Annotated in this window: 22 protein-coding genes and 2 pseudogenes; 2 read left to right on the top strand and 22 right to left on the bottom strand. The window is 37.2% G+C overall.

Annotated features, from left to right (window positions below; genetic code table 11):
* Positions 1 to 2: 2 nt before the first annotated feature.
* Positions 3 to 1793, bottom strand: a complete 1791-nt coding sequence (gene dnaG / locus ACHBID_RS00120; RefSeq protein ID WP_105160557.1) for a DNA primase — start codon at positions 1791 to 1793, stop codon at positions 3 to 5.
* A 162-nt stretch (positions 1794 to 1955) separates the two neighbouring features.
* Here dnaG and mscL point away from each other — a divergent pair, with 162 nt between their 5' ends.
* Positions 1956 to 2315, top strand: coding sequence for a large conductance mechanosensitive channel protein MscL (mscL, locus tag ACHBID_RS00115; protein WP_105111874.1), 360 nt, complete (start codon positions 1956 to 1958; stop codon positions 2313 to 2315).
* A gap of 84 nt (positions 2316 to 2399) precedes the next feature.
* On the opposite strand, the gene galE is transcribed toward mscL, so the two are convergent.
* The 16 genes and pseudogenes from galE to ACHBID_RS00035 form a co-directional block, all read right to left on the bottom strand.
* Positions 2400 to 3413 carry a UDP-glucose 4-epimerase GalE gene (gene galE / locus ACHBID_RS00110; protein WP_105122861.1) on the bottom strand — a complete coding sequence of 338 codons (1014 nt, stop codon included), beginning with the start codon at positions 3411 to 3413 and terminating at the stop codon, positions 2400 to 2402.
* A gap of 97 nt (positions 3414 to 3510) precedes the next feature.
* Positions 3511 to 3687 (bottom strand): 30S ribosomal protein S21, encoded by a 177-nt coding sequence (gene rpsU / locus ACHBID_RS00105; protein ID WP_000048054.1) that lies wholly within the window; start codon positions 3685 to 3687, stop codon positions 3511 to 3513.
* Positions 3688 to 3781: 94 nt separating this feature from the next.
* Positions 3782 to 4414 carry a TIGR01906 family membrane protein gene (locus ACHBID_RS00100; RefSeq protein ID WP_394731373.1) on the bottom strand — a complete coding sequence of 211 codons (633 nt, stop codon included), beginning with the start codon at positions 4412 to 4414 and terminating at the stop codon, positions 3782 to 3784.
* Complete coding sequence (locus tag ACHBID_RS00095; RefSeq protein WP_105160559.1) at positions 4404 to 5177, bottom strand: TIGR01457 family HAD-type hydrolase; 774 nt, start codon at positions 5175 to 5177, stop codon at positions 4404 to 4406. Before ACHBID_RS00095 ends, ACHBID_RS00100 begins: the two co-directional genes overlap by 11 nt.
* A gap of 9 nt (positions 5178 to 5186) precedes the next feature.
* Positions 5187 to 5516: pseudogene (locus ACHBID_RS00090) on the bottom strand (NUDIX domain-containing protein); the annotation flags it as partial.
* Positions 5517 to 5626: 110 nt separating this feature from the next.
* The gene (locus ACHBID_RS00085; protein ID WP_394731374.1) at positions 5627 to 7066 is read right to left on the bottom strand and encodes a recombinase family protein; all 1440 of its coding nucleotides are present in this window, start codon (positions 7064 to 7066) and stop codon (positions 5627 to 5629) included.
* On the bottom strand, positions 7059 to 8666 hold the full coding sequence (locus ACHBID_RS00080) for a recombinase family protein (protein WP_394731375.1): 1608 nt from the start codon (positions 8664 to 8666) through the stop codon (positions 7059 to 7061). The genes ACHBID_RS00085 and ACHBID_RS00080 overlap by 8 nt, the downstream gene beginning before the upstream one ends.
* Complete coding sequence (locus ACHBID_RS00075) at positions 8666 to 10240, bottom strand: recombinase family protein (RefSeq protein ID WP_394731376.1); 1575 nt, start codon at positions 10238 to 10240, stop codon at positions 8666 to 8668. Before ACHBID_RS00075 ends, ACHBID_RS00080 begins: the two co-directional genes overlap by 1 nt.
* 98 nt (positions 10241 to 10338) lie before the next feature.
* Entirely contained in the window at positions 10339 to 10479 is a 141-nt protein-coding gene (locus ACHBID_RS00070) for a hypothetical protein (protein WP_099778355.1), read from the bottom strand.
* 269 nt (positions 10480 to 10748) lie between these two features.
* Positions 10749 to 10946, bottom strand: coding sequence for a helix-turn-helix domain-containing protein (locus ACHBID_RS00065; protein ID WP_044683880.1), 198 nt, complete (start codon positions 10944 to 10946; stop codon positions 10749 to 10751).
* Positions 10947 to 11351: 405 nt separating this feature from the next.
* On the bottom strand, positions 11352 to 12557 hold the full coding sequence (locus tag ACHBID_RS00060) for an MFS transporter (RefSeq protein WP_394731377.1): 1206 nt from the start codon (positions 12555 to 12557) through the stop codon (positions 11352 to 11354).
* Positions 12554 to 13813 carry an ATP phosphoribosyltransferase regulatory subunit gene (locus ACHBID_RS00055; protein WP_394731378.1) on the bottom strand — a complete coding sequence of 420 codons (1260 nt, stop codon included), beginning with the start codon at positions 13811 to 13813 and terminating at the stop codon, positions 12554 to 12556. The genes ACHBID_RS00060 and ACHBID_RS00055 overlap by 4 nt, the downstream gene beginning before the upstream one ends.
* Positions 13814 to 13816: 3 nt before the next feature.
* The gene (locus ACHBID_RS00050) at positions 13817 to 14752 is read right to left on the bottom strand and encodes a S66 peptidase family protein (protein WP_394731379.1); all 936 of its coding nucleotides are present in this window, start codon (positions 14750 to 14752) and stop codon (positions 13817 to 13819) included.
* A gap of 5 nt (positions 14753 to 14757) precedes the next feature.
* Positions 14758 to 16017, bottom strand: a complete 1260-nt coding sequence (locus tag ACHBID_RS00045) for an acetyl-CoA carboxylase biotin carboxylase subunit family protein (protein ID WP_394731380.1) — start codon at positions 16015 to 16017, stop codon at positions 14758 to 14760.
* 27 nt (positions 16018 to 16044) lie between these two features.
* Complete coding sequence (locus tag ACHBID_RS00040; protein WP_394731381.1) at positions 16045 to 17049, bottom strand: asparagine synthetase A; 1005 nt, start codon at positions 17047 to 17049, stop codon at positions 16045 to 16047.
* A complete protein-coding gene (locus tag ACHBID_RS00035; RefSeq protein WP_394731382.1) occupies positions 17042 to 17935 on the bottom strand; it encodes a class I SAM-dependent methyltransferase in 894 nt (297 codons plus the stop codon). The genes ACHBID_RS00040 and ACHBID_RS00035 overlap by 8 nt, the downstream gene beginning before the upstream one ends.
* A gap of 243 nt (positions 17936 to 18178) precedes the next feature.
* Here ACHBID_RS00035 and ACHBID_RS00030 point away from each other — a divergent pair, with 243 nt between their 5' ends.
* Positions 18179 to 19027 (top strand): helix-turn-helix domain-containing protein, encoded by an 849-nt coding sequence (locus ACHBID_RS00030; RefSeq protein ID WP_394731383.1) that lies wholly within the window; start codon positions 18179 to 18181, stop codon positions 19025 to 19027.
* 269 nt (positions 19028 to 19296) lie between these two features.
* On the opposite strand, the pseudogene tnpA reads toward ACHBID_RS00030, so the two are convergent.
* The 5 genes and pseudogenes from tnpA to ACHBID_RS00005 form a co-directional block, all read right to left on the bottom strand.
* Positions 19297 to 19811 (bottom strand): annotated as a pseudogene (tnpA, locus tag ACHBID_RS00025) (IS200/IS605 family transposase).
* A 344-nt stretch (positions 19812 to 20155) separates the two neighbouring features.
* Positions 20156 to 22018, bottom strand: coding sequence for an SAG1250 family conjugative relaxase (locus tag ACHBID_RS00020; RefSeq protein ID WP_394731384.1), 1863 nt, complete (start codon positions 22016 to 22018; stop codon positions 20156 to 20158).
* Positions 22005 to 22370, bottom strand: a complete 366-nt coding sequence (mobC, locus tag ACHBID_RS00015) for a plasmid mobilization relaxosome protein MobC (RefSeq protein ID WP_394731385.1) — start codon at positions 22368 to 22370, stop codon at positions 22005 to 22007. The genes ACHBID_RS00020 and mobC overlap by 14 nt, the downstream gene beginning before the upstream one ends.
* A 2-nt stretch (positions 22371 to 22372) precedes the next feature.
* Positions 22373 to 22735 carry an SAG1252 family conjugative relaxosome accessory protein gene (locus ACHBID_RS00010; protein WP_394731386.1) on the bottom strand — a complete coding sequence of 121 codons (363 nt, stop codon included), beginning with the start codon at positions 22733 to 22735 and terminating at the stop codon, positions 22373 to 22375.
* 378 nt (positions 22736 to 23113) lie between these two features.
* Positions 23114 to 23551 (bottom strand): hypothetical protein, encoded by a 438-nt coding sequence (locus tag ACHBID_RS00005; protein ID WP_394731387.1) that lies wholly within the window; start codon positions 23549 to 23551, stop codon positions 23114 to 23116.
* Positions 23552 to 23882 lie beyond the last annotated feature (331 nt).

Genomic DNA, 23882 nt, shown 5'->3' with positions numbered 1-23882 from the left:
CTTTACTCCATTTGTTTTCTTCGATTGAGGAGTTCTTGCAACTCATCAAGGGCAATGTCTGTATTTCCCACATGGGAATGCTCACGAATGGCTCGTGCAGCATGCTGGTTTTCTTTTTTTAGCAATTCTCGATCCCGACTGACCAGTAATTCCTCTACTTCATGAGTAGCAACCTCCTCTGGCAAGCGTTCTTCCAGGACCCGGTACCAGGCCTGTTGGGCACTATCACTGACTTGGGATAATTCAAAGCTGGAAATCTCACCATTCTTCTTCAAGAGCTGAAAGAGTTCCTCCAATTCAGGCGTCGCAAAGGCAAAATCCTCTCTCAGCCGAAATTCGTTGAGAATATAGGGATGTTCAGCCATCCGATAGAGCAGGTGATTTTCTGTCCGAACCAGGCTAGTCACTCGCGGAACAACCTGCAGGTCCGGCAAATTTTTTGCCTCAGAAAAGGACTGTTGGGCCTGCTGACTGCGTTGCTGGCGGTGCGTGAGGCGAACGTTGTTGACCGCCTGCTCCACCTGACCATAGTCAAAATCAGACAAGAGGTCTGCTACCTTGTAGATATAGGAATTCTGGGCCGTAATAGACTTAACCTTGGCAATGATAGGGGCAATTTTTTCCACAAAATCAATCTGCATCTGCAAATTATCAGGATTTTCCGGCTTGAGATAATTGATTAAAAACTCAACCGCACTAATGCGCGATTTGGTCAAAACCTGCTCAAGAGCCACCTCAGAGTTCTTCTGCAAAAACTCATCGGGGTCCATATTATCTGGTAGACTGACAATCTCCACTTGGAAATCCTGCAATTCGTCCAAAGCCTTAATGGTAGCAGCCTGTCCCGCCTTATCACCATCATAGGTCAGGACAACCTTCTTACAATACTTGGATAGGTGGGTCACGTGCTCACGGGTCAAAGCCGTTCCCATAGAGGCTACCGCATTCTCAATTCCTGCACGATGGGCCGCAATAACATCCAGAAAGCCCTCCATCAGATAGACCTCGTGCTGTTTCTTGATGACAGCTTTTGCCCTATCCAAATGATATAGTTCGTAACTTTTATTGAAAATTGCAGTGCTTCGCGAATTTTTGTACTTGGCCAGCTGCTTATTCTCCCGGTCCGTCTCTGTCCAGATACGACCAGAAAAGGCAATAACCCGACCGTATTCGTCGGTCAAGGGGAAAATAATTCTACCGTGGAAGGAATCATAGATTCTATTATGGTCACCAGGATGGAAAAGACCCGATTGCAAGAGAGCGCCTTCCTCAAACTGGCTGGACAATTTTTGATAGAGGATATTTTGCTGGTCAGGGGCCAGGCCTATTTGAAAGGTTTTGATGACTTCATCTGTCAGGCCGCGCTGGTGGAGATAGTCTCTCGCTTCCTCTCCCATCTTGGTCGTCATGAGCAAGGCATGATAAAACTTAGCCGCCTCAGTGTGAATATCGTAGAGAACCTGGTTGGGATTGGCAACTTTCTCAGCCCGCTGAAATTGCAGATTGGTTTCTAGGACAATTCCCGCCTTTTGAGCGACAATCTGTACCGCATCCCCAAAGGTCACGCCCTGGATTTCCTCGATAAACTTGAAGACATCCCCCGACTTCCCACAGCCGAAACAATGATAGAATTGCTTGTCCTCCACCACATTGAAGGAAGGAGTTTTCTCACCGTGGAAGGGACAAAGTCCCAGAAAATTGCGTCCAGCCTTGGTCAGGGCAACCGACTCACCGATAATATCAACAATATTGACAGCCTGTTTAATGTCATTGATTTTTTCTTTTGATACCATCGGTCACCTCCTCACAAATACAGAGAATACGCACATTTTAACATTCTATATTGTATAACAAATTTCTAGAAATGTAAAATGTTCGAGACATATTACTTGAAAAATAAATGTAAGTGTATATAATAGATAGAGTAAAAATTTATGAAAGGACATATTTAGGATATGTTGAAAGATTTAAAAGCATTTTTGTTCCAAGGTAACGTTATTGACCTTGCTGTCGCAGTTATCTTCGGTGCTGCCTTCAAAGCCATCATCGATTCATTCGTTGCTGATTTGATTACTCCCCTCTTGTTGAACCCAGCTTTGAAAGCTGCTGGTGCAGAAAAGATTGCTGATTTGAGCTGGAACGGTGTTACTTACGGTAACTTCTTGAGCGCTATTATCAACTTCTTGATCATCGGTACAGTTTTGTTCTTCATCGTTAAAGCTGCAGAAAAAGCAATGCCTAAGAAAGAAGCTGCTCCTGCAGGACCAACTCAAGAAGAATTGCTTGCAGAAATCCGTGACTTGTTGAAAAAATAATCAATAAGATAGTGAAACAGGCTTTCCGCCTGTTTTTTTATATCTATCAGAAAACGCTGCGAACCAAGTCACAGCGTATTTTTTTTATGCCTGATAGCCATTCGGGTTCTTAGACTGCCAGTTCCAGGTATCACGGCACATGTCTTCGATTGTTTTTTCTGTTTTCCAGTTGAGCTCTGCCAGAGCCTTGTCCGCATTAGCATAACAAGTGGCAACATCGCCAGGACGGCGGTCTACAATCTTGTAAGGCACCGGAACACCATTGACTTTTTCAAAGGCTTGTACCAACTCTAGTACGCTGGTTCCCTGACCAGAGCCGAGATTATAGGTATGAACACCAGTCTCACCAGAAATTTTCTCAAGAGCCTTGATATGACCAAGTGCCAAATCAATCACGTGGATATAGTCACGGACACCGGTACCGTCCACTGTATCGTAATCATTACCAAAGACGCTGAGCTCTGCACGTTTACCAACGGCAACTTGTGCGATAAAGGGCATAAGGTTGTTTGGAATACCAGCAGGATCTTCACCAATCAAACCTGATTCATGAGCACCAATTGGGTTGAAATAACGGAGAAGGGCCACTGACCAGTCGCTATCTGCTACCGCCACATCACGAAGGATTTGTTCCAACATGACCTTGGTGTAACCGTAAGGATTGGTTGCGCTGGTTGGCATGGTTTCCACAAGCGGTGATGGATTGTTGAGTCCATAGACAGTTGCGCTGGATGAGAAGACAATCTTCTTGACACCAAATTCTGCCATGACTTCGACCAAGGCAAGCGTTGACATGATGTTATTTTCATAGTACATGATTGGTTTTTCAACCGACTCACCGACCGCCTTGTAGCCTGCAAAATGAATAGCAGACTCAATCGTTTCTTTCTCAAAAACCGCACGGAGGGCGTCCTTATCCGCTACGTCTAATTCATAAAAAGTCGGACGTTTGCCTGTGATTTCCTCAATGCGATCCAAGACCAAAATGCTTGAATTAGACAGGTTGTCGACAATGACAACATCTTTGCCCAATTTCTGCAATTCAACCACTGTGTGGCTACCAATATAGCCTGCTCCACCTGTTACTAAAATACTCATAGGTACTCCTTTGAATGTCCAAATAATGTATATCCATTATATGAAACTTCGCCTAAAATGTAAACAAAAAACAGCCCGAAGGCTGTCTGAAATTCAATTAGAATTTTTTACGCTTGCGAGCTGCTTCTGATTTACGTTTACGTTTTACAGATGGTTTTTCGTAGAATTCACGTTTACGTGTTTCTTGAAGAGTACCAGCTTTAGTAACCGCACGTTTGAAACGACGAAGAGCATCATCAAGTGATTCGTTCTTGCGTACTACTGTTTTTGACATTTTTTTCACTCCCCTCAATTTCAAAGTCCTAACTATTTTACTACTAAAAACTATCTTTGTCAATGATTTTTCATGATAAATCTGAAAAATTATCCTAGTTAGTTTTCCTGGTAGATTTCACTGTCCACGCCAGCATTGCCAAAGAAAAGAGCTCGTAGAGAACGAAAAACAAGATAAAGCAATGGAGGAAAAAGTCCTGTGGCAGAATGTAGATGACAGGGTCTTTTGCTGGGTCAAAGAGCCAGGTCGAATCGCCCGGAAAGAGGACCTTGTGGAAGAGGACAAAGAACGTATCAAATCCAATTAAGACACCGACCAGTCCGATAAGAACAGGCGCCAAGGCAACCCAAGTAAAAACCCGATGATAGATCTGACCATAGCCCATGTTTAGAACCTGTTTAACAAAGGAAATAAAGACTGGCAGGCTAATCAGAAAGGCAAACTGGGCAAAATGAAAGAGATACTTAACATCCCTAAAATGCTTGAGACCAGCTGCCGATGAGCGGAAATTTGGCATGTCTAAAACACTTGCAAAAGGATTGGTCAGATAGTTCATCAGGATATTGAAATTGTAGGAAATATCCGACGCATTCATGTAGACAACATTTTCCAAGCCTAGGTAGGAAATTTCTAGCGGATAAACTAGCCAAGCTAGGTAGATGGTTCCTAGAACTGCTGCCGACAAGACAAATAAAATCGTTCCGATAATCTGTAACTTAGTTCTCATCAAAACTCCATTCATCTAAGCTCTCGAGGACATGGGTTGGAGCCAGGGGTAAGACTGCTACTTCTTTTGGCTTGGTAAATCCAGTCAGGACTAAAAGAGTTGGAAATCCATTATCAATCCCTGCACGAATATCCGTCAGGTAGTTATCTCCCACCATAACCGTTTGGCTGCGTTCCGTCCCTAAAATCTCTAGAGCCTTGTCCATGATAATAGCTTCAGGCTTGCCAATAAAGATCGGCTCAACACGGGTAGCAGCTTTCAAAAGTGCAATCAATGAACCAGCACCTGGCAAATGACCTCTTTCAGTCGGAATGTTCAAATCAGGATTGGTACCTATAAAGGTCGCTCCCTTTTGAATAGCCAAGGTAGCAATGGTAAGCTTTTCATAGGTCAACTGAGTATCCAAACCGACAACTACATAGGCTGGATTTTCCGTATCTTCAATATAACCTGCCTCAAAAATGGCAGACTTGAGCCCGTCCTCACCGATGACATAAACCGTCATTTCCCGACCTAAGTCATTCATGTAGTCCACAGTAGCCAGACTGGCCGTGTAAATGGTCTCAAGTGGCGTTTCAATATTAAAATTCTCCGCCAACATAGCTTGCACCATCTCAGGACGGCGGGTGGTATTGTTGGTCACGAATAAATAGGGAATCTGACGTTCTTGCAAGCCATGAATAAACCGTTCACCAGCAGGAATCCGCTTTTTCCCTTCATAGATCGTTCCATCTAAATCAATCAAATAGCCTTGATAGGTCATACTTTCTCCTTAATCAAATCGTGTTTCCCAATGCTCAGATCGACTGGCTTCCAAGCAAAGTGCTAACTGCTCAGGAGTATTTTTCCCAAGCGAGAGCGGAGGCAAGTCATCTAGACTGAAAAAGCCACTGGCGACTGTTTCCGAATTGGGCTGAAACTCCCCGCCAAGGAGACGACATAAAATGAAGACCTTGGTCACGCGGTGAGCTGACTTGGCAGGATTGTTCTTGTGCTTGTCCAAAATCGCAACGACTCGCAGAGCCTCCACATCCAGCCCTGCTTCTTCCATGACCTCTTTCACCACATTATCCTTAACGGACTGATCCACATCGCACCAACCCTCTTATGTCAAGTAAATGACACTATTTTTCTACACTGAAAACACCCTTATTATACCACAAAGCTACTTTTTAAGAAAGAGACTCGCTATTACACAAGTCTCTCATTAGATTATCTATAGACAACTGTAAAAGAACCTTGGCCATTGACGACAATCCTCTCGATATGAGTGTCAACCACTTCCCTGGTCATTTTTTTGTCAAATGCTATATTTTCCCTACCAACTACCTTTAATTGTTCTTCTATTTCCATTATAGAATTATCTAAGTTCTGACGTTTTTCCATGTAAGTTTCTCTTGTCATCAAGCCCTCTTTATAGTCTTGAAAATGAGAAACCTTTTGAGTTTTCAGCCGTTCAGCTTCTCTTATAAGATTCGTTTTTGATAGCTTTGGAGAGTTCTTCGGCAACCGAGACTTTAATTCTTTCTCAATAGCCTCTTCTATTCTATCTATCCGACAGGACTTCATGGTCTGGCCTTGACTTCTACAGTAACGACAATAAAAATAATCATAGTTGTTATAGTGGCTATATCGAAGGAGACGATGCCCGCAATGTTCACAGATAACTAAACCTCGTAATAAAACTTCTTCTGGCTGGTTGCAATTCTGATTTTTCGGCCCACTAATGCGAGAGGCAAGTGATTGTTGAGCTTTGTCAAAGTCCTCACTTGATACAATTGCCTCATGATTATTGTCAAGACGTTCCCACTCTGATTCAGGCCGCCGAATCTGCTTACCATTTACCGTTGTTCTAGTGTTAAACAGATATGTCCCCTTATAGGCTTCATTTTTGAGTATTTGGAGAACACTACTTCTCGTCCATACATTCCTCTTTTGTTCGGCAGTAATGATAATTGAATTTGTATACCTTGCTTGACTAACCTGCATTTTCCTCTCAGCTGGAGTAATCGTCTGTTCACTATTAAGTAACATCGCTATTTTTTGAGTTCCCATTCCCTCAATACAAAATCTAAAAATTCGTCTCACAATTGGAGCGACTTCCTCATCAATGATAATCTTAAATCGGTCATTTGGGTCCTTGATATAACCAAACGGTGGTAACCAACTCATGTTCTTCCCAGAGCGTTTCATACTGTTCATTGCACTCTTGACTTTTTCAGAAACATCTTTGGCGTAGAAATCATTGAGTAAGTTTCTAAAGGGCACATCAATATCCAGTCCATTATGCTCAGACACCAGGCTATCATAATGGTCGTTGAGAGCAATAAATCGAACTCCGAGAAAAGGAAAGATATTCTCCAAATAGTTTCCCAATTCCAGATAGTCACGCATAAATCGAGACAAATCCTTGACGATGATATTACGGATAGTTCCAGCCTTAACATCAGCCATCATGCGTTTAAAGGCTGGACGGTTAAGACTGGTGCCCGAAAAACCATCGTCCACAAACTCCAAACGTTCCCAGTTCTTGAACTTAGGTTCTTGGTCAAGAAAATGGTTTAATAAGTACCGTTGATGAGTAATTGAGTTGCTTTCATCTGTATTAGCCTCATCAACTGACAAGCGGAGGTATAGAGCGATTTTAGTCATGCTCGTCCCCCCCGATCCGACAGTTAAAAGTTACTGTGACTGTTTTGTCCACATCAACTTCAATCCGTTCTATTAAAGCATTTAAGAGTTCTGCCGTTAAAACTGCTTGATTGTTACTCTTGGCTAGATGTCTAACCCAATTCACCTGCTTACTGTGCTCCTCCTCAATCTGCTTTATTGAAGTTTCACATTGGACTAATTCTTGTGAAATGGTTGTGATTTTTGAGTTTATTTCTTTCTTTTTGGAAAGATAGTCTTCTCGCTTAGACCGGTTAAGACTGAAAGTAGCGTAAAGATCGCTTAGTTCAGCATTCCATTGTACTACTGAGCGTTGATGAACCATCAACTGCTTTCTATATTTCCTTAGACAATCCTCCTTTTTAGTTTCTAACCGTGGCAACAATGTCTCAACTGTACCTAAACGCTTCATTGCAGTTTGAAGCAACTCTAAGATTCTCTTATCCAAAGCCTTCTCACTAATAGAAACGATCCGTCTTTCTGATTGGTTGGAATCATAGACATAGTCCATAAAATAATAATCAGACTTATTGTTTGAAAAATGGCGACACTTTCGAACCATTTGAGTTGAATTGGTTTTGGCATAAATTAAACCTTTATACCGATTTGAAGTTATCACTCGGTCAGTCTTTTTAACAGACTTACGACTAGCAGAATACTGAAGAATTTTTTCGTAGTCATCTTTGCTGATGTAGGCTTCCTGCGCATTTTCAAAATAGATATAGTCATCTTCAGATAAGGATTTGTTTCGTGTTCGCTGAACAAGGTCTCCCCTGTAAACAGGCATCTTAATCAGACGAAGTAAATTTCCTGCTTGCCATCTTTTCGTATCCTGCTCACTTCTATATAATTGACCTGTCTTACGGTAGGAATGAGGTACAGCAATTTCTCTACTATTCAATTCAGCAGTAATCTGAGGCATGGATTTACCTTCGATTGCCTCTTGAAAAACAAACTCTAAAATTGGCCTAACCTGATTATCTATGACTAACCTTGCACCAGCTTCATTGCGGTCAATGCGATACCCATACGGAGCAGAAGTTCCAATATAGTACCCTTGACTAGCCTGCTGAATATGATAAGCCATAACTTTCTTTGAAATATCCTTAGAATAAAGGTCATTGACCAAATTCTTAATTTCCACCTCAAAAGATTTTTTATCTTCCAATCCATTGAGAGTATCTAGGTTATCATTGATTGAGATAAAGCGAACCCCCATAAAGGGGAATACTTTATCAATCAGTCGTCCCATCTCAATGTAGTTACGACCCAAACGGGATAAGTCCCGAATCAAGATACAGTTGATAATCCCTTTTTTGAGGTCTTCCATCATGTCCTGGTAGGCAGGTCGATTAAAGTTTGTCCCAGAATACTCATAGTCGATGTAACACTTGGTTACAGTTAACCCTTTCTCCTTGGCAAAAGCTCTAGCAAGACTTTCTTGCGTCTCTAAGGACTGCGACTTGTTTCTCCAGGTTTCAGTACGTTCTTTGGATAGGCGAATGTAAATGCCCGTACGATAAGTTTGAAGTGGTACCTCATCTATCGTTTCCTTACGGTAGCGGTTCTTGGTACGTGCCATTAGACCACCTCCGTCTCTCGATGAGAAAACTGCTGGAGGAGTTCTAGTTCTGCCACATCATGAAACACTAAGGTCAACTCCTGATTCTCATGAATGACAATACGGTCAAGTAAGGTCACTAAAGTGAGACGATTGAGTTCTTTATCTTTTGGGATTTCACTTAACTGGTCTAACCACTTCTCCTTATCCTGAAGTTTGTCATACAGGGTTTGAGCCAGTGCTTTCTTTTGAATGATTGTGTCTTCAATTTGATTTAGCTTTTGGCGATAGCATCGCTGAAACTCTTGGTATTCTGTATCATTGATCAAACCGTCGTCTAAATCCAAATACAAGGACTGGAGCAACTGTTCATACTTCTTGCGATTCTCAAGTAGAGAAGTAAAATCGACTTCCAAAAACTGTTCTTGATTAACATAATAAGGAACTGCTTTAATCAGATAAGACTTCCAGTCAAGGTGTTGATGAATAAAGGTCAATACTAAGTCAAGCAATCTCTCTTGCTTGATTGCATGGCGACTACAGCCTCGTCCATTATTGTAGGTGCTACAAATATATTGAACAGCCTCTTTGTCTTTGTAGCGGAGTTTTCGTTGTACAAGTTGAGCCTGACAGTCGCTGCAAAATAACAATCCTGCAAAGAGGTCAGGTAGCTTCTTCCCGTGCTTGACATCCCTGAGTAAGAGATTATTGGCTATCTCAAACGTACTTTTTGAGATAATGGCTTCATGCGTATCGTCAACCCGAACCCAATCTTCTGGATTCACAGCTACAGACTTTTGAGACTTGTAATTAAGTTTGGTTTGCTTCCCCTGTTCCAAACTACCAGTATAGACACGATTTGTCAAAATACGATTGACCATTTTCGTGTCCCATTTATAGCTATGCCCATAAAAGCCTTTAATCTTTTCCTGACAGGCTTTTTTACGTTGTAGAGGTGTTTCTATCCCTGCTTGATTAAGAAACCTTGCAATAGAGTTTGAGGAATATCCCTCTAGTTTCAGAGCAAAGATTTTCTCGATAGTCGGGCGTATAGTCTCATCAACCACCAAATGATTCCGTTGCTTGTCATCTTTAAGATAGCCATAGGGAGCAAAGGCTCCGATAAACTCGCCTTTTTGCCGTTTCGCTTTTTGGGTACTCCGAACTTTGGTTGAAATATCTCGACAGTAGCTATCGTTAATTAGACTTTTAATGGGCATAACCAAGTGTGTTTCATTTGTATCAGCAGTCATACTGTCATAGTGATCATTAACCGAGATAAACCTAACTCCCATAGCAGGAAAAATTCGCTGAAGGTATTTCCCAGTCTCAATATAGTCACGACCGAAGCGTGACAAGTCCTTAACAATAATAGTATCAATTGTCTTATCATTTACCATTGCCATCATACGGTTAAAGTCAGGGCGGTTAAAGGTTAAGCCACTAATACCATCATCCATAAATTCTTCTAAAATCGTGAAATCATGATTTCTGGCATAATCTCTCAAAAGTGAGCGTTGGTTGATGATGGAATTGCTTTCCACATTATCCCCATCATCTCGTGACAGGCGTAAATAAATACAGGCTTGTGTCATGTTTATCTCCTTAATCAGTGTTTAGGTGCTTACCGATTAAGGATTGAGGTTCTACTATACTATTTTACATAATCTATCAAGACTTGTCCGCTAAAAACTCAAATTTTTTCAAGCTGTCGCCCCAGCAAATCATCTAAAACGTCTGTAAGACTTAGTGGCTGATCACTTACTTGTACTGTAACCTTATATCCCTCAATCACAATCTGCGGTAATTCCGCACCTGTTTGTATTTTTTTCATAAACGTTTTTCCTTTACTTAAAATTTTGACCTCTGTAGGTAGAACTGGTTAAGTTCTTCATGGGAGTTTCACCCGCTGTCCTTTCTCGATGGCAGCCTGAACGTTCAGAAGTATCATTATCCTCATTTGTCTCATGGCAGATAGGTAACCAACCTATTTTATAGCCGATAATTATCGCTCATCTCACGGCGTACCAGGCTAAATTGCTCCACAAATGATTAAAGTCCCACTTCAGTCTATTCAGTTGTCAATGAACAACAGAAGGGATATTATTCCTTATCCATCTCTAGCAAAAAATCCGTAGTTACTCCATATAACTTTGCTAATTTCTTTAAAAACTGAGTAGGAACATCTTGAATACCATTCTCTATTCTAGAGTAAGCAGATTGTGAACAATTTAGGTACTGTGAAATTTGACTCTGTTTATAGTCTCTGTCTTCTCTTAAGTTTTTTATTCTAATGTACATAGTACCCCTTCCGATACTATTTTAGTCATTCTAAAACTAAAATTTAGATTCTATGCAAAATTTGCATAAAAAATTTGTTTTTAAGAAAAATCAGAATCTACAAGACTCTTTAGCCTGAATCAAAGGAAATGAACGAGCCAAAAAAAGGCCAATGAGCTAACTCATGACCTTCCCAGGACACAAAAGGTTGTGCCACTATTTAGTGTAGCGATTATTAATCAAATCGTCCTTTCTGCAGAACATTTTTCTAGTTTTTGAGATTAGTACGAAATCAGCAAAGAATTTACTGATAAGGACGATTTGACTATCATGTAGCAGTCTATGGAATAGTATAAAACGAGCAACTCTACATTAAAAGTCTACTTTTAAAAAATGGTTTTGACTCATCTATATTAACTAATCTTACTATCTTTCACTATACTTAATAGAGATTCCAAATACTAAAGATAATATTAAAATTGACATTCCTATTATTAAGAAATTAAATAAATTATCAACATCTAATAAAGAGGAAAATATACCTGTACCGATTGGCATGAACAGTACTGCAACAGTAAATATTACCCCGAATACCCTACCTAAATATTGATTACTTACCTGCTTTTGTATAAGAGAGAAAAATTGAATATTGAAAACTGTCAAGAATAGATTAAAAAGCCCTGGTCCCAACATAATAAAAAACTGGTTCTTATAAATTAAATATAAAAATGGAGTAGCAATTAAAAATATACTTGAGACACCCAATTTAACGACTAAACTAAAAATTGATGCATCTTTCTTTAACCTACTACTTAATATTGCTCCTAATAATCCTCCAATAGCTTCTGCTGTCAAGAATAAACCATATAGTCCATCAGATAGATTGATAAACATACGATGAGTATATGGTAATAAAAGATTATATCCGGCTAAGAAGAAATTCACCAAAGAGGATAAAATTATAAGAAATAGAATCTGTTTATTATCAAATATGTACCGAAAACCTGAAGCCATATCACAAAAAATACTTTTTACAGAGAAGCTTACTGCAGCACGTTCAAAATTTAGCGGTTCTATACAAAATATCAAAATAGAAGATATTATAAAAGTAATACCATTTAATAATAAAACACCTTGAAGTTTCAATAAATTGTATAACAATAATGAAAAAATAGGTAGCACTAATCTAATCGATGTACTTGCTGTTTCCAAGTAAGAATTTAGTTTTGAGATGGATTGTTCACTGACTATTTCTTTCGTTAACGCCTTGTATGAAGGAGATGAGAAAGCAAACATTAATGATAGAATCCCATTCCCGACCAACACAAGGTACATTAATATATTTTCGCTCCCGACAAATGATAAAGCTATACAAAACAAACCATTTATTAAGTTTGTTGATATGATAATTTTTTTCCTATGTGAAAGATCAGCAAATACTCCTCCGAACATATTAAAAATAACAGCAATTACTCTTTCAATTGCTTGATACATAGCAACAAGACTTAAGGAGTTAGGAGCAATATTAGCAAGAAATGTATTATTGGCAAAATCAAAGAGCACATCTCCTACTAATGAGATACTTCTACTGGCAACCAAGTAATTAATATTATTTTTCTCTCTATTTTTCATTTATTCTCCGTTACCTTCATTTCTTTTTTCTTTTTTTCTATTTTCTGCATTAATTGTTCTATATATGATGAATCTAATTTGGAAGAGATTATCTTAAAATTACTATTTTCATTAACTAAAATGAAAGTGTCGTCTATATAAAATTCATTATTAATGATTTTCTTTCTTTTTTTAAAAGAACACGGGAGTATCGAAAAATTGGATATACAAAGATAGGTCATTATTTCCCTCCATAAAATATAAGTATTTTCTACATCATCTATCGGAATTAAAATGACATACCTTGACTCTCTCTCTTCTAAGTTCAAAAATTGCGATAAAACAGTTGTACCAATTCCCATACACACACCTGGAGTATTAACTTTATTAAATTTAGAAGTCATAGCATCTATTCTACCACCATCCGCAATATCATAACAGCTTCCGGTTGGATCAGTAATGAAAATTTTGTAGTTCATTCCTGAATAATGACCTGTACCATATAAATTAGATAGAGAAAAGTAAATTGGACAATCCTCAATATATTTGGAAAGAAGTTCACATAATTGAATTACTTTTTTTATTTCTAATTTTATTCGCTCGTCTATTATTTGAGAATAATAGAAAGAGAGATTACTATATAAAATTTTATCAAATTGAAATAATTCAATAATCTTTTCTCTATCTCCCTTCTCTATATCAATTTTTGACATTGCTGAACTAATGTCCCTATTTGAAAATCTTAAATACTCAGACAATCCTGGAGATATTACTTCTAATATTCCTGTATTAGAAATTAAGATATAATTGACCTTAATGTCTTTTAATTCAATTAAGGTTTTCCAAGTTAGATATATTACTTCAACATCAGCAATAGATGATTCAATTCCCCATACGCCAATCAATGTCTGATAAAACATCCTTCTATATCCTGAATATGACGGAATTCGATCCCTAAAAAGTAATCCAGTCTGGATAAACTTTAATGGAACTTGAGTGGATAAATCAGAAACAAATCTTGAAATGCTCATCGCTAAATCAGCTTGTAATACATACTTTGATTTTTCCTTCATACGATGTACTTCAAAAATTTTTGATGGGTGAACTTTAGTTGCCTTTAAGTATCTATCCGCTTGTTCAATTAATGAAGTTTGAATTTGTTCAAAGCCAAACTCCCTAGAGTTTTTTAAGAATCTTTGATGTATCAAATTTATATTTTTAATCTCATCATCGAAAAGATCATACATTCCCGTTATTTTTGTTTCTTTATATTCCACTTCTTAATCCTTCTCAAGTATTAAACTGACTTCTCCACCTATAGGAACTAGATAACTTGGATGCGTATGCCCACAGTCAAAATCCAACAATATAGGGATATCCCGCTTGTCAACGAAATTTTGAAGAAGCCAGATAATTTCATCTCTTCTTTCAAAATATTCAATTTTAGAAATGATCAAGCCAGATATTTTATCAAAAACCCCATGCAATGCTAATGTAGAAAAATTTCTATACAGTCTCCCAAAATCGCTAAAAGTTTCTTCCAATAATAGAATGGTATTTTCATCTATTTTGGGCATATAAGAAGTACCTATAATCCCAATAATTGTATCTAAATTTCCAGCAATTAATGTCCCTTTTGCTCGTCCATATTTATATATATGCCATTCGTTTTCTTTAATTGTCTTTGGTTTTACAAAAATTTCCCAATTTGATCGTTCATCTGTCCAGTAAGGTGGTTGTTTATAACTGATATCTCTATTTTCTTCACTAAAGAGAATATCATTCAATGAATGATAGCTTAACTCATTAAAAGGGGGAAATTCTCCGTAATTGCAAATCAAACTCTGTGACATAAAAGTAATCTTGTTTGTTTTAGCATATAAAGCTAATGCAATCGCTGTTGTATCTGAATAACCAATAAATATTGAGTTGCTTTTTCTATACTTCTCATAGTCCAAATAAGGCAAAACAGAATTTGAATTATATCCCCCTATACTTGTGATGACAATATCCACTTGATTAAATAGTTGATTAATTTCTTCGCTTCTTTCAAATACACTTCCCGATAGTTGATTTTGACAAATTTTTCCTGCTAATATCCCATGAGTGACCTTAAATCCTTTTTGTTCTAAAAAACTTATCCCTCTATCATATCGTTTCTTATATAAGAAGCTACCAGAAAAAGATGGAGAGCACACTCCTATGGTACGCTCCAAATTTCCTAATTTTTTTTGATGGTAAATGAATTTAATAATTTTTTCATTTCCTCCTGTAAGGTTTCATAATTTTCATTTTCTAAGCAGACATATCCAAATCTTTCATTACTCCAGTTAATGGGTGTTGGTAAAACTGAACCCTCACTTTTTAGCATCCCACTATAAAATATTTTAGATTCTTTCGGAATTTCATAATCAATTCCTTCAAACTTTTTCCCATAATCTTCTGGACGTAATTTGAAAAATACAATTCCAGAAAATCGATCTGTTTGTGTATCTACAATTTTTCGAATACCCATTCTAGCATGGACATAGCTATCATAGAAATTAAAACTTTTATCTGCGAAACTATTCGTCATAAGTTTCGGAATAAAATCACCGCCAATTCTAGCACCGATTTCAATTAAATAAATTTCTCCATTTTTATCAACTCTAAATTCTGCATGTGAGGAAACATTATGTAATCGCAATACATTGTGTAGTAATTCTCCCCATTTTAATACTTTCTCTTTTAAGTGATAAGAAATATTAGCTGGGAAGATGTGACCAACTTCATCCATAAAAATTTTATCATCTACAATTTTTTGAGTAATTCCCAATGGATAATATTCAGAGTTTACGATAATACTCTCTAGACTGTATTCCTCTCCTTCTATATACTCTTCGACAAGAACTCGAGGCTCCAAATTGTAAATATCACCTAGTTCATATACTGAGTTGGCGATGTAAACAGGAAACTTAACCGAAAGGAGTTGCCCAACAACTTGTTGCAGTTCTGAAAAATTATTTACTTTTTTTACACCAATACTAGATAAAAAAGAAGTTGGTTTAACAATCAAAGGATATTCCCAATTAATTAATTTTACTGTATCAGAAAACTGATCAATAATCCTATATCTTGGTGTTTTTATTCCTGTAGCCTCACAAACCATCCTCATTCTATCTTTAAATCTAAATGGTTGAGAATCTAATTTAGAGATTGGGCTTAAATTAAGTTCTTTAGAAATGTCATCTGCAATATGTGTCATTGCCTCATCCCAACAAGCAACCGCATCAATGTTAGTTGAAAGTTCTCTAATCTTTTCAACTACTTTTCCCCAATTTTTAAATTCAACTACAATTGAATCATTAAAAATTTCAGGATACATAGGAGGAATTTCGGAGATAGAGATAAACTTAAAGTCTCCATTATCTTTTATGTAATCATAACACAAAGTAATCTCAGGTCCTCCACCTACTACCAATACAGTTTTTTTCATTTGCATAATCTTCTCCTTTCAATTAGACATCATTTACGGAACGATATTTTCATTATTTGATCGACTGATTAGTGGAATTTTTCTAATATCTTCACAGCCTAAAATCCACATTATAAATCGTTCAACTCCTAAACCAAAACCTGATGTTGTTTTTGGTGATAGTGTTTTCATTTGTAGATACCATTCATATTGATCCCTATCAACATTGAGATTAGACATGTTAGTTAATACTTCATCCACTGTATCACAACGTTCGCCACAACCTACCACTTCGCCAATTCCCATTAGTAAATCGGCATTTCTTGTAGTTTCCTTATCATCATCTAATTTCTGATAAAATGGAACACTCTTTGCAGGATAATTTGTAACCCAAACTGGACTTCCATAATGCTCTAATATTTTCTTCTCACCTAAATTTGTTAATTGGTAGAAATTATGAATCTCATCTTTTACAAAAGCTTTTTCATCATTCAGTAATTTTCTTATCTCATGAAATCTAACACGTGGAATATTCAACTTCAAGAAATTCTCAATATGGGTTAAATCATATTGTTGTGACAGTAAAAATTCCTTATGCTCTTCTAATAATTTATGACATAAAAATTTTAAATAGTCATCAATCAGAATCATAACATCTTCTAAAGTTCCATTTATCTCACTTTCGCTATGATAAAATTGTGATAGATGTCTTTTGTCTGTCTCTTCTCCTCTAAATGTCGGCATTACATAGTGAACTCCTAATTTATCAGGGAATAAACGAAGAAGGTATTCAAGATGGAACTGCATTGAATCTGCAAGATACACCTCGTTCTCAAATAATTTAATCTTTACAGGTAGAGAGTCACTTCCTAATCCCATAGGACTAGTTATACTTCCAGTTGTCACCGGTAAATGTACACTTATAATTCCTTTACTTCTAAAAAATTCAAAAGTAGCATTTGTTATTGTTGAATGGATTAATCCAACAGTTCTTAAAAAAGTATCACTATTTAATATCTTCAAAAATTTGTTATCAACTATAGGGGTATTATTAGACATCCCACTCTTCCTCCTCTTTACATATTGTATATGGATCCATAAAATCATCTTCAAAGAAAAATTCTCGCTGTTCAGCATTAGCAGTATTCCTCAAAATAACAATCATAAATGATAGATATTCATGATTATTATTGAAAATATCCATTATCTCATACCATCGTTTTCTAACAGCGTTTTTTACTAGATCATCTTCACCTTTTAGGGGGTTAGAGCTTTCAATAATATAATCAACATACTCATTCAATGTCTGTAGACTGCGTTTCCTCATTTTTTTCTCTTTGAAGTTATATAACTCAAATCCAGAATTTAAAAACAACTTCAACCAATAAGCTCTACGCAGAGGCCTTATCGGAAAACCTAATACTTTTTCTAAATCAGTTAAGATTTTTTTGGGAACTGGTTTATGATAAAACAACTGTGTTACAGCTAAAAAACCATTAGCTTTTAAAACTCTACGGTATTCTGAAACTGCTATTTTTCTACTTTTTTCTGCAATAAAGCCGTTCGCACCTCCTGTGACAATAAGATCAAAATACGAGTCACTAAATCTTAAATCGCTTGCATCTCCAATTTCAAATGATACTTTTCTCTGTACCTCAGCGGATTCGCCACTGAGTAGTTCTTGAGATTTTTTTACTGCATTTGCATTTACATCTATACCAATAATTGTAGGATCATCCAAAATTTTAGCCAGTTCAATAGATGTAAAGCCCGTATTAGAACCAATTTCTAAAATATTTGATTTTTTAGAAATATGAGTATAATTAACAATCTCAGATATTGTTCTCTTTCCTCCAGGACAACGATTAGTCTCTTCAATGTAAGACAATAAATCGACATAATTCATCTTTTCAATCAACTCTAATTTTTCATTTATGCTAGCCATTATGACTCTCCTATCTATATTTTTGAATAATACATTCAAGACTATAAGCCTTTAGGATATTCCTAAAGGCTTAGGTGTGCACCTAAGCAATTTATCCACCGACGATAATAATTATATCCATAACCAACATCATTATTGGTATGAGCTTTAAAATTTTCTTCATCACAGGCTTCCTTTCCGTTTTTATTTATTGTACAATAAATAAAACTAGAAAAATTTTTCGTTGGGAAAGTGGGAAATTAAATGAAATCAACTCTTGGAAAAACATTGAGAAAAGTAAGACAAGGGAAACAAATCAGTCTACATTGTGTAGCAGATGAGCATCTCTCTAAGTCACAAATATCTCGTTTCGAACGTGGAGAGTCAGAAATATCTTGTGCTCGACTCATCAATATTTTAGATAAATTAAACATTTCTTTAGATGAGTTTCTTATTCTTCATAATAGTGATTATACTAAAACAGAATCATTTGCTAATTTAATACAATACATTCGTAAACAATATTCATCAAAGAATATAGATAATATAACCTCTTTACTTTCAAACTCTTCAAAATATAATTTAAATCCGTATGAGAGAACCATGGTAAAATCTATTCTACATACACTGGACAATAATATTGTTCCAACAGATGAAGAGATACTTCAACTAATAGACTACCTTTTTAAAATTGAAAAATGGGGTTACTACGAAATCATATTATTGGGAAATTGTGTTCGAACAATAAAATATGAATCTTTCTTCTTGCTCACCAAAGAAATGTTAAAAAATTATATATACTCTTCTTTGAATAAGACTAATAAAAAGTTAGTTACTCAGCTATCTATTAACTGTTTAATATCAAGTATTGATGTCAAACAATTGGAAAACTGTAAATATTTAATACAGGAGATATCACTATTACTAGAGAACGAACTAAATTATTATGAGCAGACAGTTTTCCTCTACGCACAAGGATACTTTGAATTCAATAACGATACTGAGACTGGAAAATTTAAGATGCAACAGGCATTACAAGTTTTTGAAATACTTAGAGAAGAAACTATTCATAAGCAATACTTAGAGCACTACTTAAAAGTTATAGAAAAATAGACCAAGCTTATTCTCGATAAAAAATCGCAAACAATCTAAATATATTAGCAATTATTAATTTCCAGATTTTGATAGTTACTTGCGATTTTGCCATTCTGACGACTACACTGCTGCAAGATTTCAAGGAATCATGACCACCCGTCTAATGGGTGGTTTGAACAAGGGCTATAAGCCCATAACACCAGCCAGCGCCTAAAGACGCTGGCTTTCACCTTGTTCAAGCCTAACTGCTTTTGACTCATCACTAGCCTCTTAAAGAGGCGTTAGTACTACTTGCCATTATCCCTAAAGGGATCTTCATATTCTTTCACACTCAGTTTATCAAGTGCGATATCATGTTAATTCGCCTTCTTATTTCTAAACTCATGAAAAAATCATCCACTGGATAATTTCTTTGCTCCTGTATATATTTTTTAATCGTGGCTTCATTAGGTCCTACCGTGCTCACGTAATAACCCTCTGCCCAAAAATGGCGATTCCCAAACTTGTATTTAAGATTAGCGTGTTTATCAAACATCATAAGAGCACTCTTACCTTTTAAATTGCCCATGAAACTGGAAACGCTGATTCTTGGTGGAAGACTAACTTGCATGTGAACATGATCTGGCATTAAATGTCCTTCTATAATTTCAACACCTATATAACTACACAAACGGCGGAATATCTCTCCTATACTGCTTCGATATTGATTATAGATGACTTTTCGTCTATAATTAGGGGTGAACACAATGTGATATTTACAATTCCACTTTGTGTGTGATAAACTATGTGCTTTTTGAGCCATATTTTTCTCCTTTCGCTTTACTTTAGGCTTGAACACCTTTATTGTATCGCGATTGGAGTTTTTTTGGCATAACCTTTGATGCGCACCCGCATAGCGGGTGGTTTATTTGTTTCGCACCTGCGGAGCGAAACGGACTAAAGTCACATAATACAAAACTTTCAGCTGAAACGTAAATTTCAGTTTAAAGTTCTTAAGGATTATGTGCCGTCACCCTGTTTATCATAAAGTAGATACTCTAAAATAAATTAAAGTTAAGATTGCAACACCACTTAGAAGCAATGAAAAGTTTTTATCCTATAGAGATTCTTTTAATTTTTTATTAAAATTAAACTATTTTAGAAATTCTAAATCTCCAAATCAATACGTGTAGTCTGTAATCTGTCCCGACTTAGAATATCTACCAAGCTCTCCAACTTTCTCACATGATGTTCATAGTCATCTATTTCTCTATTCAGATGTTCTTGACAACCTTCTATCTCCTTCTCCACCTCCTCCAGTTTAATGGCCGGTGTCAGATTCATCTTAGCATAATCATACCTAGCTAACCGTCTGTTCTCTGGGTCTGAGTTGTTGAGATTGAGCAGGACTTCTGCGACCTTATTCAGATGAGCAACCTTATCCTGCAAATCCGTAATGGTCAAATCCAGCTGGGCAATTTCGTTGATGAGTTCGTCTTTGATTTCTTGGTAGGACTGGTTGTTGAGGTCTAGCTCGATAAAAAAATTGAGCTCTGCTATTTTCTCTTTGAGGCTGGTCATGGTCGGGCGTCTGCGTTTAGGGATATGCTTACTGTCCTGAGTGAGTTGGCGGATTAACTCCCGTCCTCGCATGTAGCGGTTGAAGTCAGAGTTCTCTTTATTGTAGATGAAAAACTGGGCTGTCTCTCGAATAAAGACATGGTAGGACTTGCCCTGCTCGCTCTCATGAATATCCAGGTTACGGTTTGGTATGAAGACCAAGCCGTCTTTTTTGATACCATAATTGATTCTGACAAAGAGACCGTCCTTGACTAACTTGTCAATCTGGTGCTCCGCTAATGCAACTTCAAACTCCTGGACCTGGTCTCGTTTTTCTTTGAAATCCTTATAGGCCGCCAAGAGTTCCTCAATTGGGAGCTTATTCTGGTTCTGCTCTTCTTGGTAGGCTTCAAAGTCTGAGACCAGGTTAGCCAAGTCATGTTCTGGTGTGATGTCGCTTTTATCAAAATAATCCTCCAAGAACTGGACATCGTACAAGTGTTTTGTGCTGACCTTTTTATTCTCCATGGAAATGGTTCGGTCGCCCTCTTTCAAGGTAAAGGTCACATGCTTTTTCTTCGGGGAGATTTTCAGGTTTAACTGCTCTGCTATTTCCAAAAGATGAGAGAGGTTTCGTGCTCTGGGCAAGAGAAAATCCAGTCGCTGCTCAATAGCTCGTGCCGCAAAATGCTCTCTGAAATAATCCTCGGTGTAGGGCTGGCGCTTATACAGCTGATGGCCGCGAATGACCTGCTTCATGTCTCGGTCGGTCATGAAAAATCTGGCATGCTTGCGAGAGAAATCCATCTCCACGTTGAGAGCGGGAGCCTTGACCACAAAGTCCTCAAAGTTCTTGCTGTTCTCCATGAGAAAATAGAGCCGCTGCTTGAGTTCAAACTTGTGATTGGTCTTGCGATAAGTTTCAAACTTCTCATGCGAATAGCGATTGGGCGGAATAATCTTTGCTCCTGCTTCCTTGGCCAAGCGGTCAGAAATCATGCGAAGATTCCTCTCCTGGGCATAGTCCCACTTGAGCTTCTTCTCAGAATTGAGGTCAATGGCATTTATCAGGATATGATTATGGATATGATCCTTGTCTGTGTGAGTCGTGACGATGAAACGAAAGTTGCCCCCTGTCAACTCCTTGATAGTCTCGTAACCAATGCGATTAATTTCCTCTGGTGTCAGCTTGTCTTCAGGAGAAAATGATTGAATCAAGTGGTGGGCATGGATTTTGGTATGCTTGAGTTGCTGGCGGTCGTTTCTGGAATCATAGAGCCGATCATTGTTGGTCAAGTTTGCCTGATACATCTCCACCAATTCCTCATAGCTGGGAAAGTCCAAGTAATTGCTCATGCCAAAATCAGAGACCAGTTTCAGCTTCTTCGTCTTTTCTGGATTGAGAATATACTTGATGAGGCTCTTACGATACTTGGTGCTATGCACCGCAAAGTGTTTAGTGACGACCATAAAACTCCTTCAGCTGCTGGCACTTGATGTTAAAGTCCTTCTCCACTTCCTTGATGAGTTGATTAATCCCCTGCACCAAGAGCTCACGGTCGATTGATGTTAGAAGATGAGTTTGATTGACGGTCCGTGCAATTTGGTTTATGTTATTTCCGATACGTTTCAGTTCAAAGACCAGGTCGTCATAGTTACTGGTATCAATGGTCAGAAAGGTCGTATTGGGATTGAGCAGCACCTTTCTGGCATAAGCAGAGAAATTTTTACAGCCACTCTGCCCGATATGGTCGTTCAAAGTTGCTAACTCCTGGTCCGTCAGAAAGACTTTTTTGAGGTTAGTGCGGTAACGATTTTCCATGTCTAACCTCCCATGTACTTGTCACGAAAATCTGGACTGAGTGGGATAGACTTCTCTACTTCAGCCATCAGCTCTTGCACACAGATCAAGATAATTCGCAAGTTCTCTGCCGTGACCTGCTGGGTCTGTTCGGCCATGATAGTCACCTGTAAGATGTCTCGGCTGATTTGTTCAATCTTCTGAGAATGCCAGAGGGCAAACCAATCCGTTACTGCCTGCTTCCTCTCAACTAAGTCCATCAGTTTTTGACGGACAAAGGGGGAAAACTGGTCAGCGTGTTCCTGCTTCATCAGCTCCTGGATCTGCTCCAGTTCCTCTGGTGTCAGATTGATTTCCTTACGGATAATACGATAGTGGTCTGTCATCTTGTCATTCTCCTTCTCTACTTGCCTCTATCGGGTCAGCCCCGATACCGTGTGGGATACGGGTGCTTCTAAAAAGCCTCAACGCTTCGCTTTTCGGCTTTTGCGAGCTCAGATATTGTGTCCACAATATCCCAAAAATCATATCGCCAGCTGACAAAAACCTTCCAGTTTTGACAGCCAACGATAAGATAACTTGGTGGCTCCGCCCCCAAACCCCCAGTGAAAAATTAAGTATTGATTTTCAATGGAATGAGATTAGGATAACAAGAAAGATTTGGAAAAGGTATCACAGAATTGAAAATATGAGTAAGAAAAAAGAGAGCCAAGGCTCTCAAAAATAACATACAAACAATATTATTTTGTAGTTATATTTGTAAATTATTGAGAAGACTTCAAAATATAATTGCTTATATTTTGGGAATCGTCTTTAAATACAAGAATACCTTGTTTATTGTATGATCCAACTACTTCAGAATTACTATCTAGTATTTGCATGGTGACATTATCTACTTTATAAATTTGCTTATTTAATAAAATTTCATTATTCTTAAATTCAATTTTTTTAGACTGATCAATTCTGTTTATAATTCCATCTTTCACATCAGCAAAAACATACTCTCCTCTCAAATTATTAGTCATAATATTGTTTGCTAGTGTTGACCCAATTATGGAGATAGTTAACAAAATAAGTGGGAATAAAATAACGCTGAATTCTGGCTTTTTCAATAATTTAAATCCAATTGATTTATTTTCTTGCAGTAAGCTCTTATAAACGTCTGAAGTAGTTTTTACATAATAGGTATCATCAATAATCAAAATATCTTCGGATACTATTTTAATATTCTTGTAATTACCAGATTTAGTTTTTATAATCCCTTCTTCATACGTATATACCTCCTTATTACCACTTTGAAAATTATTCTTAATACACCAATAATAATCTGACTCATCGAACTGCCATTTTTTATTTTTTAAAAATGCCCTATTATATTGTCCATATAAGGCAACATTAAATTCATTTTTTAAAACTTTAATTATAATAAATTTCGATAACTTATCAATAATAATATTTTAAATTGTCAAATTAAGTTAGACTTTTTATATAACTCAGAAAAACTTGGTAAGGTGTTTGATAATTCAAAGACTT

The sequence above is a fragment of the Streptococcus sp. A25 genome (assembly GCF_043674095.1).
GTDB lineage: Bacteria > Bacillota > Bacilli > Lactobacillales > Streptococcaceae > Streptococcus > Streptococcus suis_V.
Note: the sequence above shows the minus strand (reverse complement) of the source record. Positions and strands in the feature narration are given on the sequence as shown.

Bases quoted from the DNA above. Each gene is read 5' to 3' on its own strand.
- ACHBID_RS00065 (WP_044683880.1), bottom strand. From the start codon at position 10,946: ATGTACATTAGAATAAAAAACTTAAGAGAAGACAGAGACTATAAACAG.
- ACHBID_RS00095 (WP_105160559.1), bottom strand. From the start codon at position 5,177: ATGACCTATCAAGGCTATTTGATTGATTTAGATGGAACGATCTATGAA.
- ACHBID_RS00100 (WP_394731373.1), bottom strand. From the start codon at position 4,414: ATGAGAACTAAGTTACAGATTATCGGAACGATTTTATTTGTCTTGTCG.
- ACHBID_RS00075 (WP_394731376.1), bottom strand. From the start codon at position 10,240: ATGACACAAGCCTGTATTTATTTACGCCTGTCACGAGATGATGGGGAT.
- dnaG (WP_105160557.1), bottom strand. From the start codon at position 1,793: ATGGTATCAAAAGAAAAAATCAATGACATTAAACAGGCTGTCAATATT.
- mobC (WP_394731385.1), bottom strand. From the start codon at position 22,370: ATGGAAAATCGTTACCGCACTAACCTCAAAAAAGTCTTTCTGACGGAC.
- ACHBID_RS00080 (WP_394731375.1), bottom strand. From the start codon at position 8,666: ATGGCACGTACCAAGAACCGCTACCGTAAGGAAACGATAGATGAGGTA.
- mscL (WP_105111874.1), top strand. From the start codon at position 1,956: ATGTTGAAAGATTTAAAAGCATTTTTGTTCCAAGGTAACGTTATTGAC.
- ACHBID_RS00030 (WP_394731383.1), top strand. From the start codon at position 18,179: ATGAAATCAACTCTTGGAAAAACATTGAGAAAAGTAAGACAAGGGAAA.
- ACHBID_RS00040 (WP_394731381.1), bottom strand. From the start codon at position 17,049: ATGTCTAATAATACCCCTATAGTTGATAACAAATTTTTGAAGATATTA.
- galE (WP_105122861.1), bottom strand. From the start codon at position 3,413: ATGAGTATTTTAGTAACAGGTGGAGCAGGCTATATTGGTAGCCACACA.
- ACHBID_RS00070 (WP_099778355.1), bottom strand. From the start codon at position 10,479: ATGAAAAAAATACAAACAGGTGCGGAATTACCGCAGATTGTGATTGAG.
- ACHBID_RS00085 (WP_394731374.1), bottom strand. From the start codon at position 7,066: ATGACTAAAATCGCTCTATACCTCCGCTTGTCAGTTGATGAGGCTAAT.
- rpsU (WP_000048054.1), bottom strand. From the start codon at position 3,687: ATGTCAAAAACAGTAGTACGCAAGAACGAATCACTTGATGATGCTCTT.
- ACHBID_RS00060 (WP_394731377.1), bottom strand. From the start codon at position 12,557: ATGAAAAATAGAGAGAAAAATAATATTAATTACTTGGTTGCCAGTAGA.
- ACHBID_RS00045 (WP_394731380.1), bottom strand. From the start codon at position 16,017: ATGCAAATGAAAAAAACTGTATTGGTAGTAGGTGGAGGACCTGAGATT.
- ACHBID_RS00035 (WP_394731382.1), bottom strand. From the start codon at position 17,935: ATGGCTAGCATAAATGAAAAATTAGAGTTGATTGAAAAGATGAATTAT.
- ACHBID_RS00020 (WP_394731384.1), bottom strand. From the start codon at position 22,018: ATGGTCGTCACTAAACACTTTGCGGTGCATAGCACCAAGTATCGTAAG.
- ACHBID_RS00010 (WP_394731386.1), bottom strand. From the start codon at position 22,735: ATGACAGACCACTATCGTATTATCCGTAAGGAAATCAATCTGACACCA.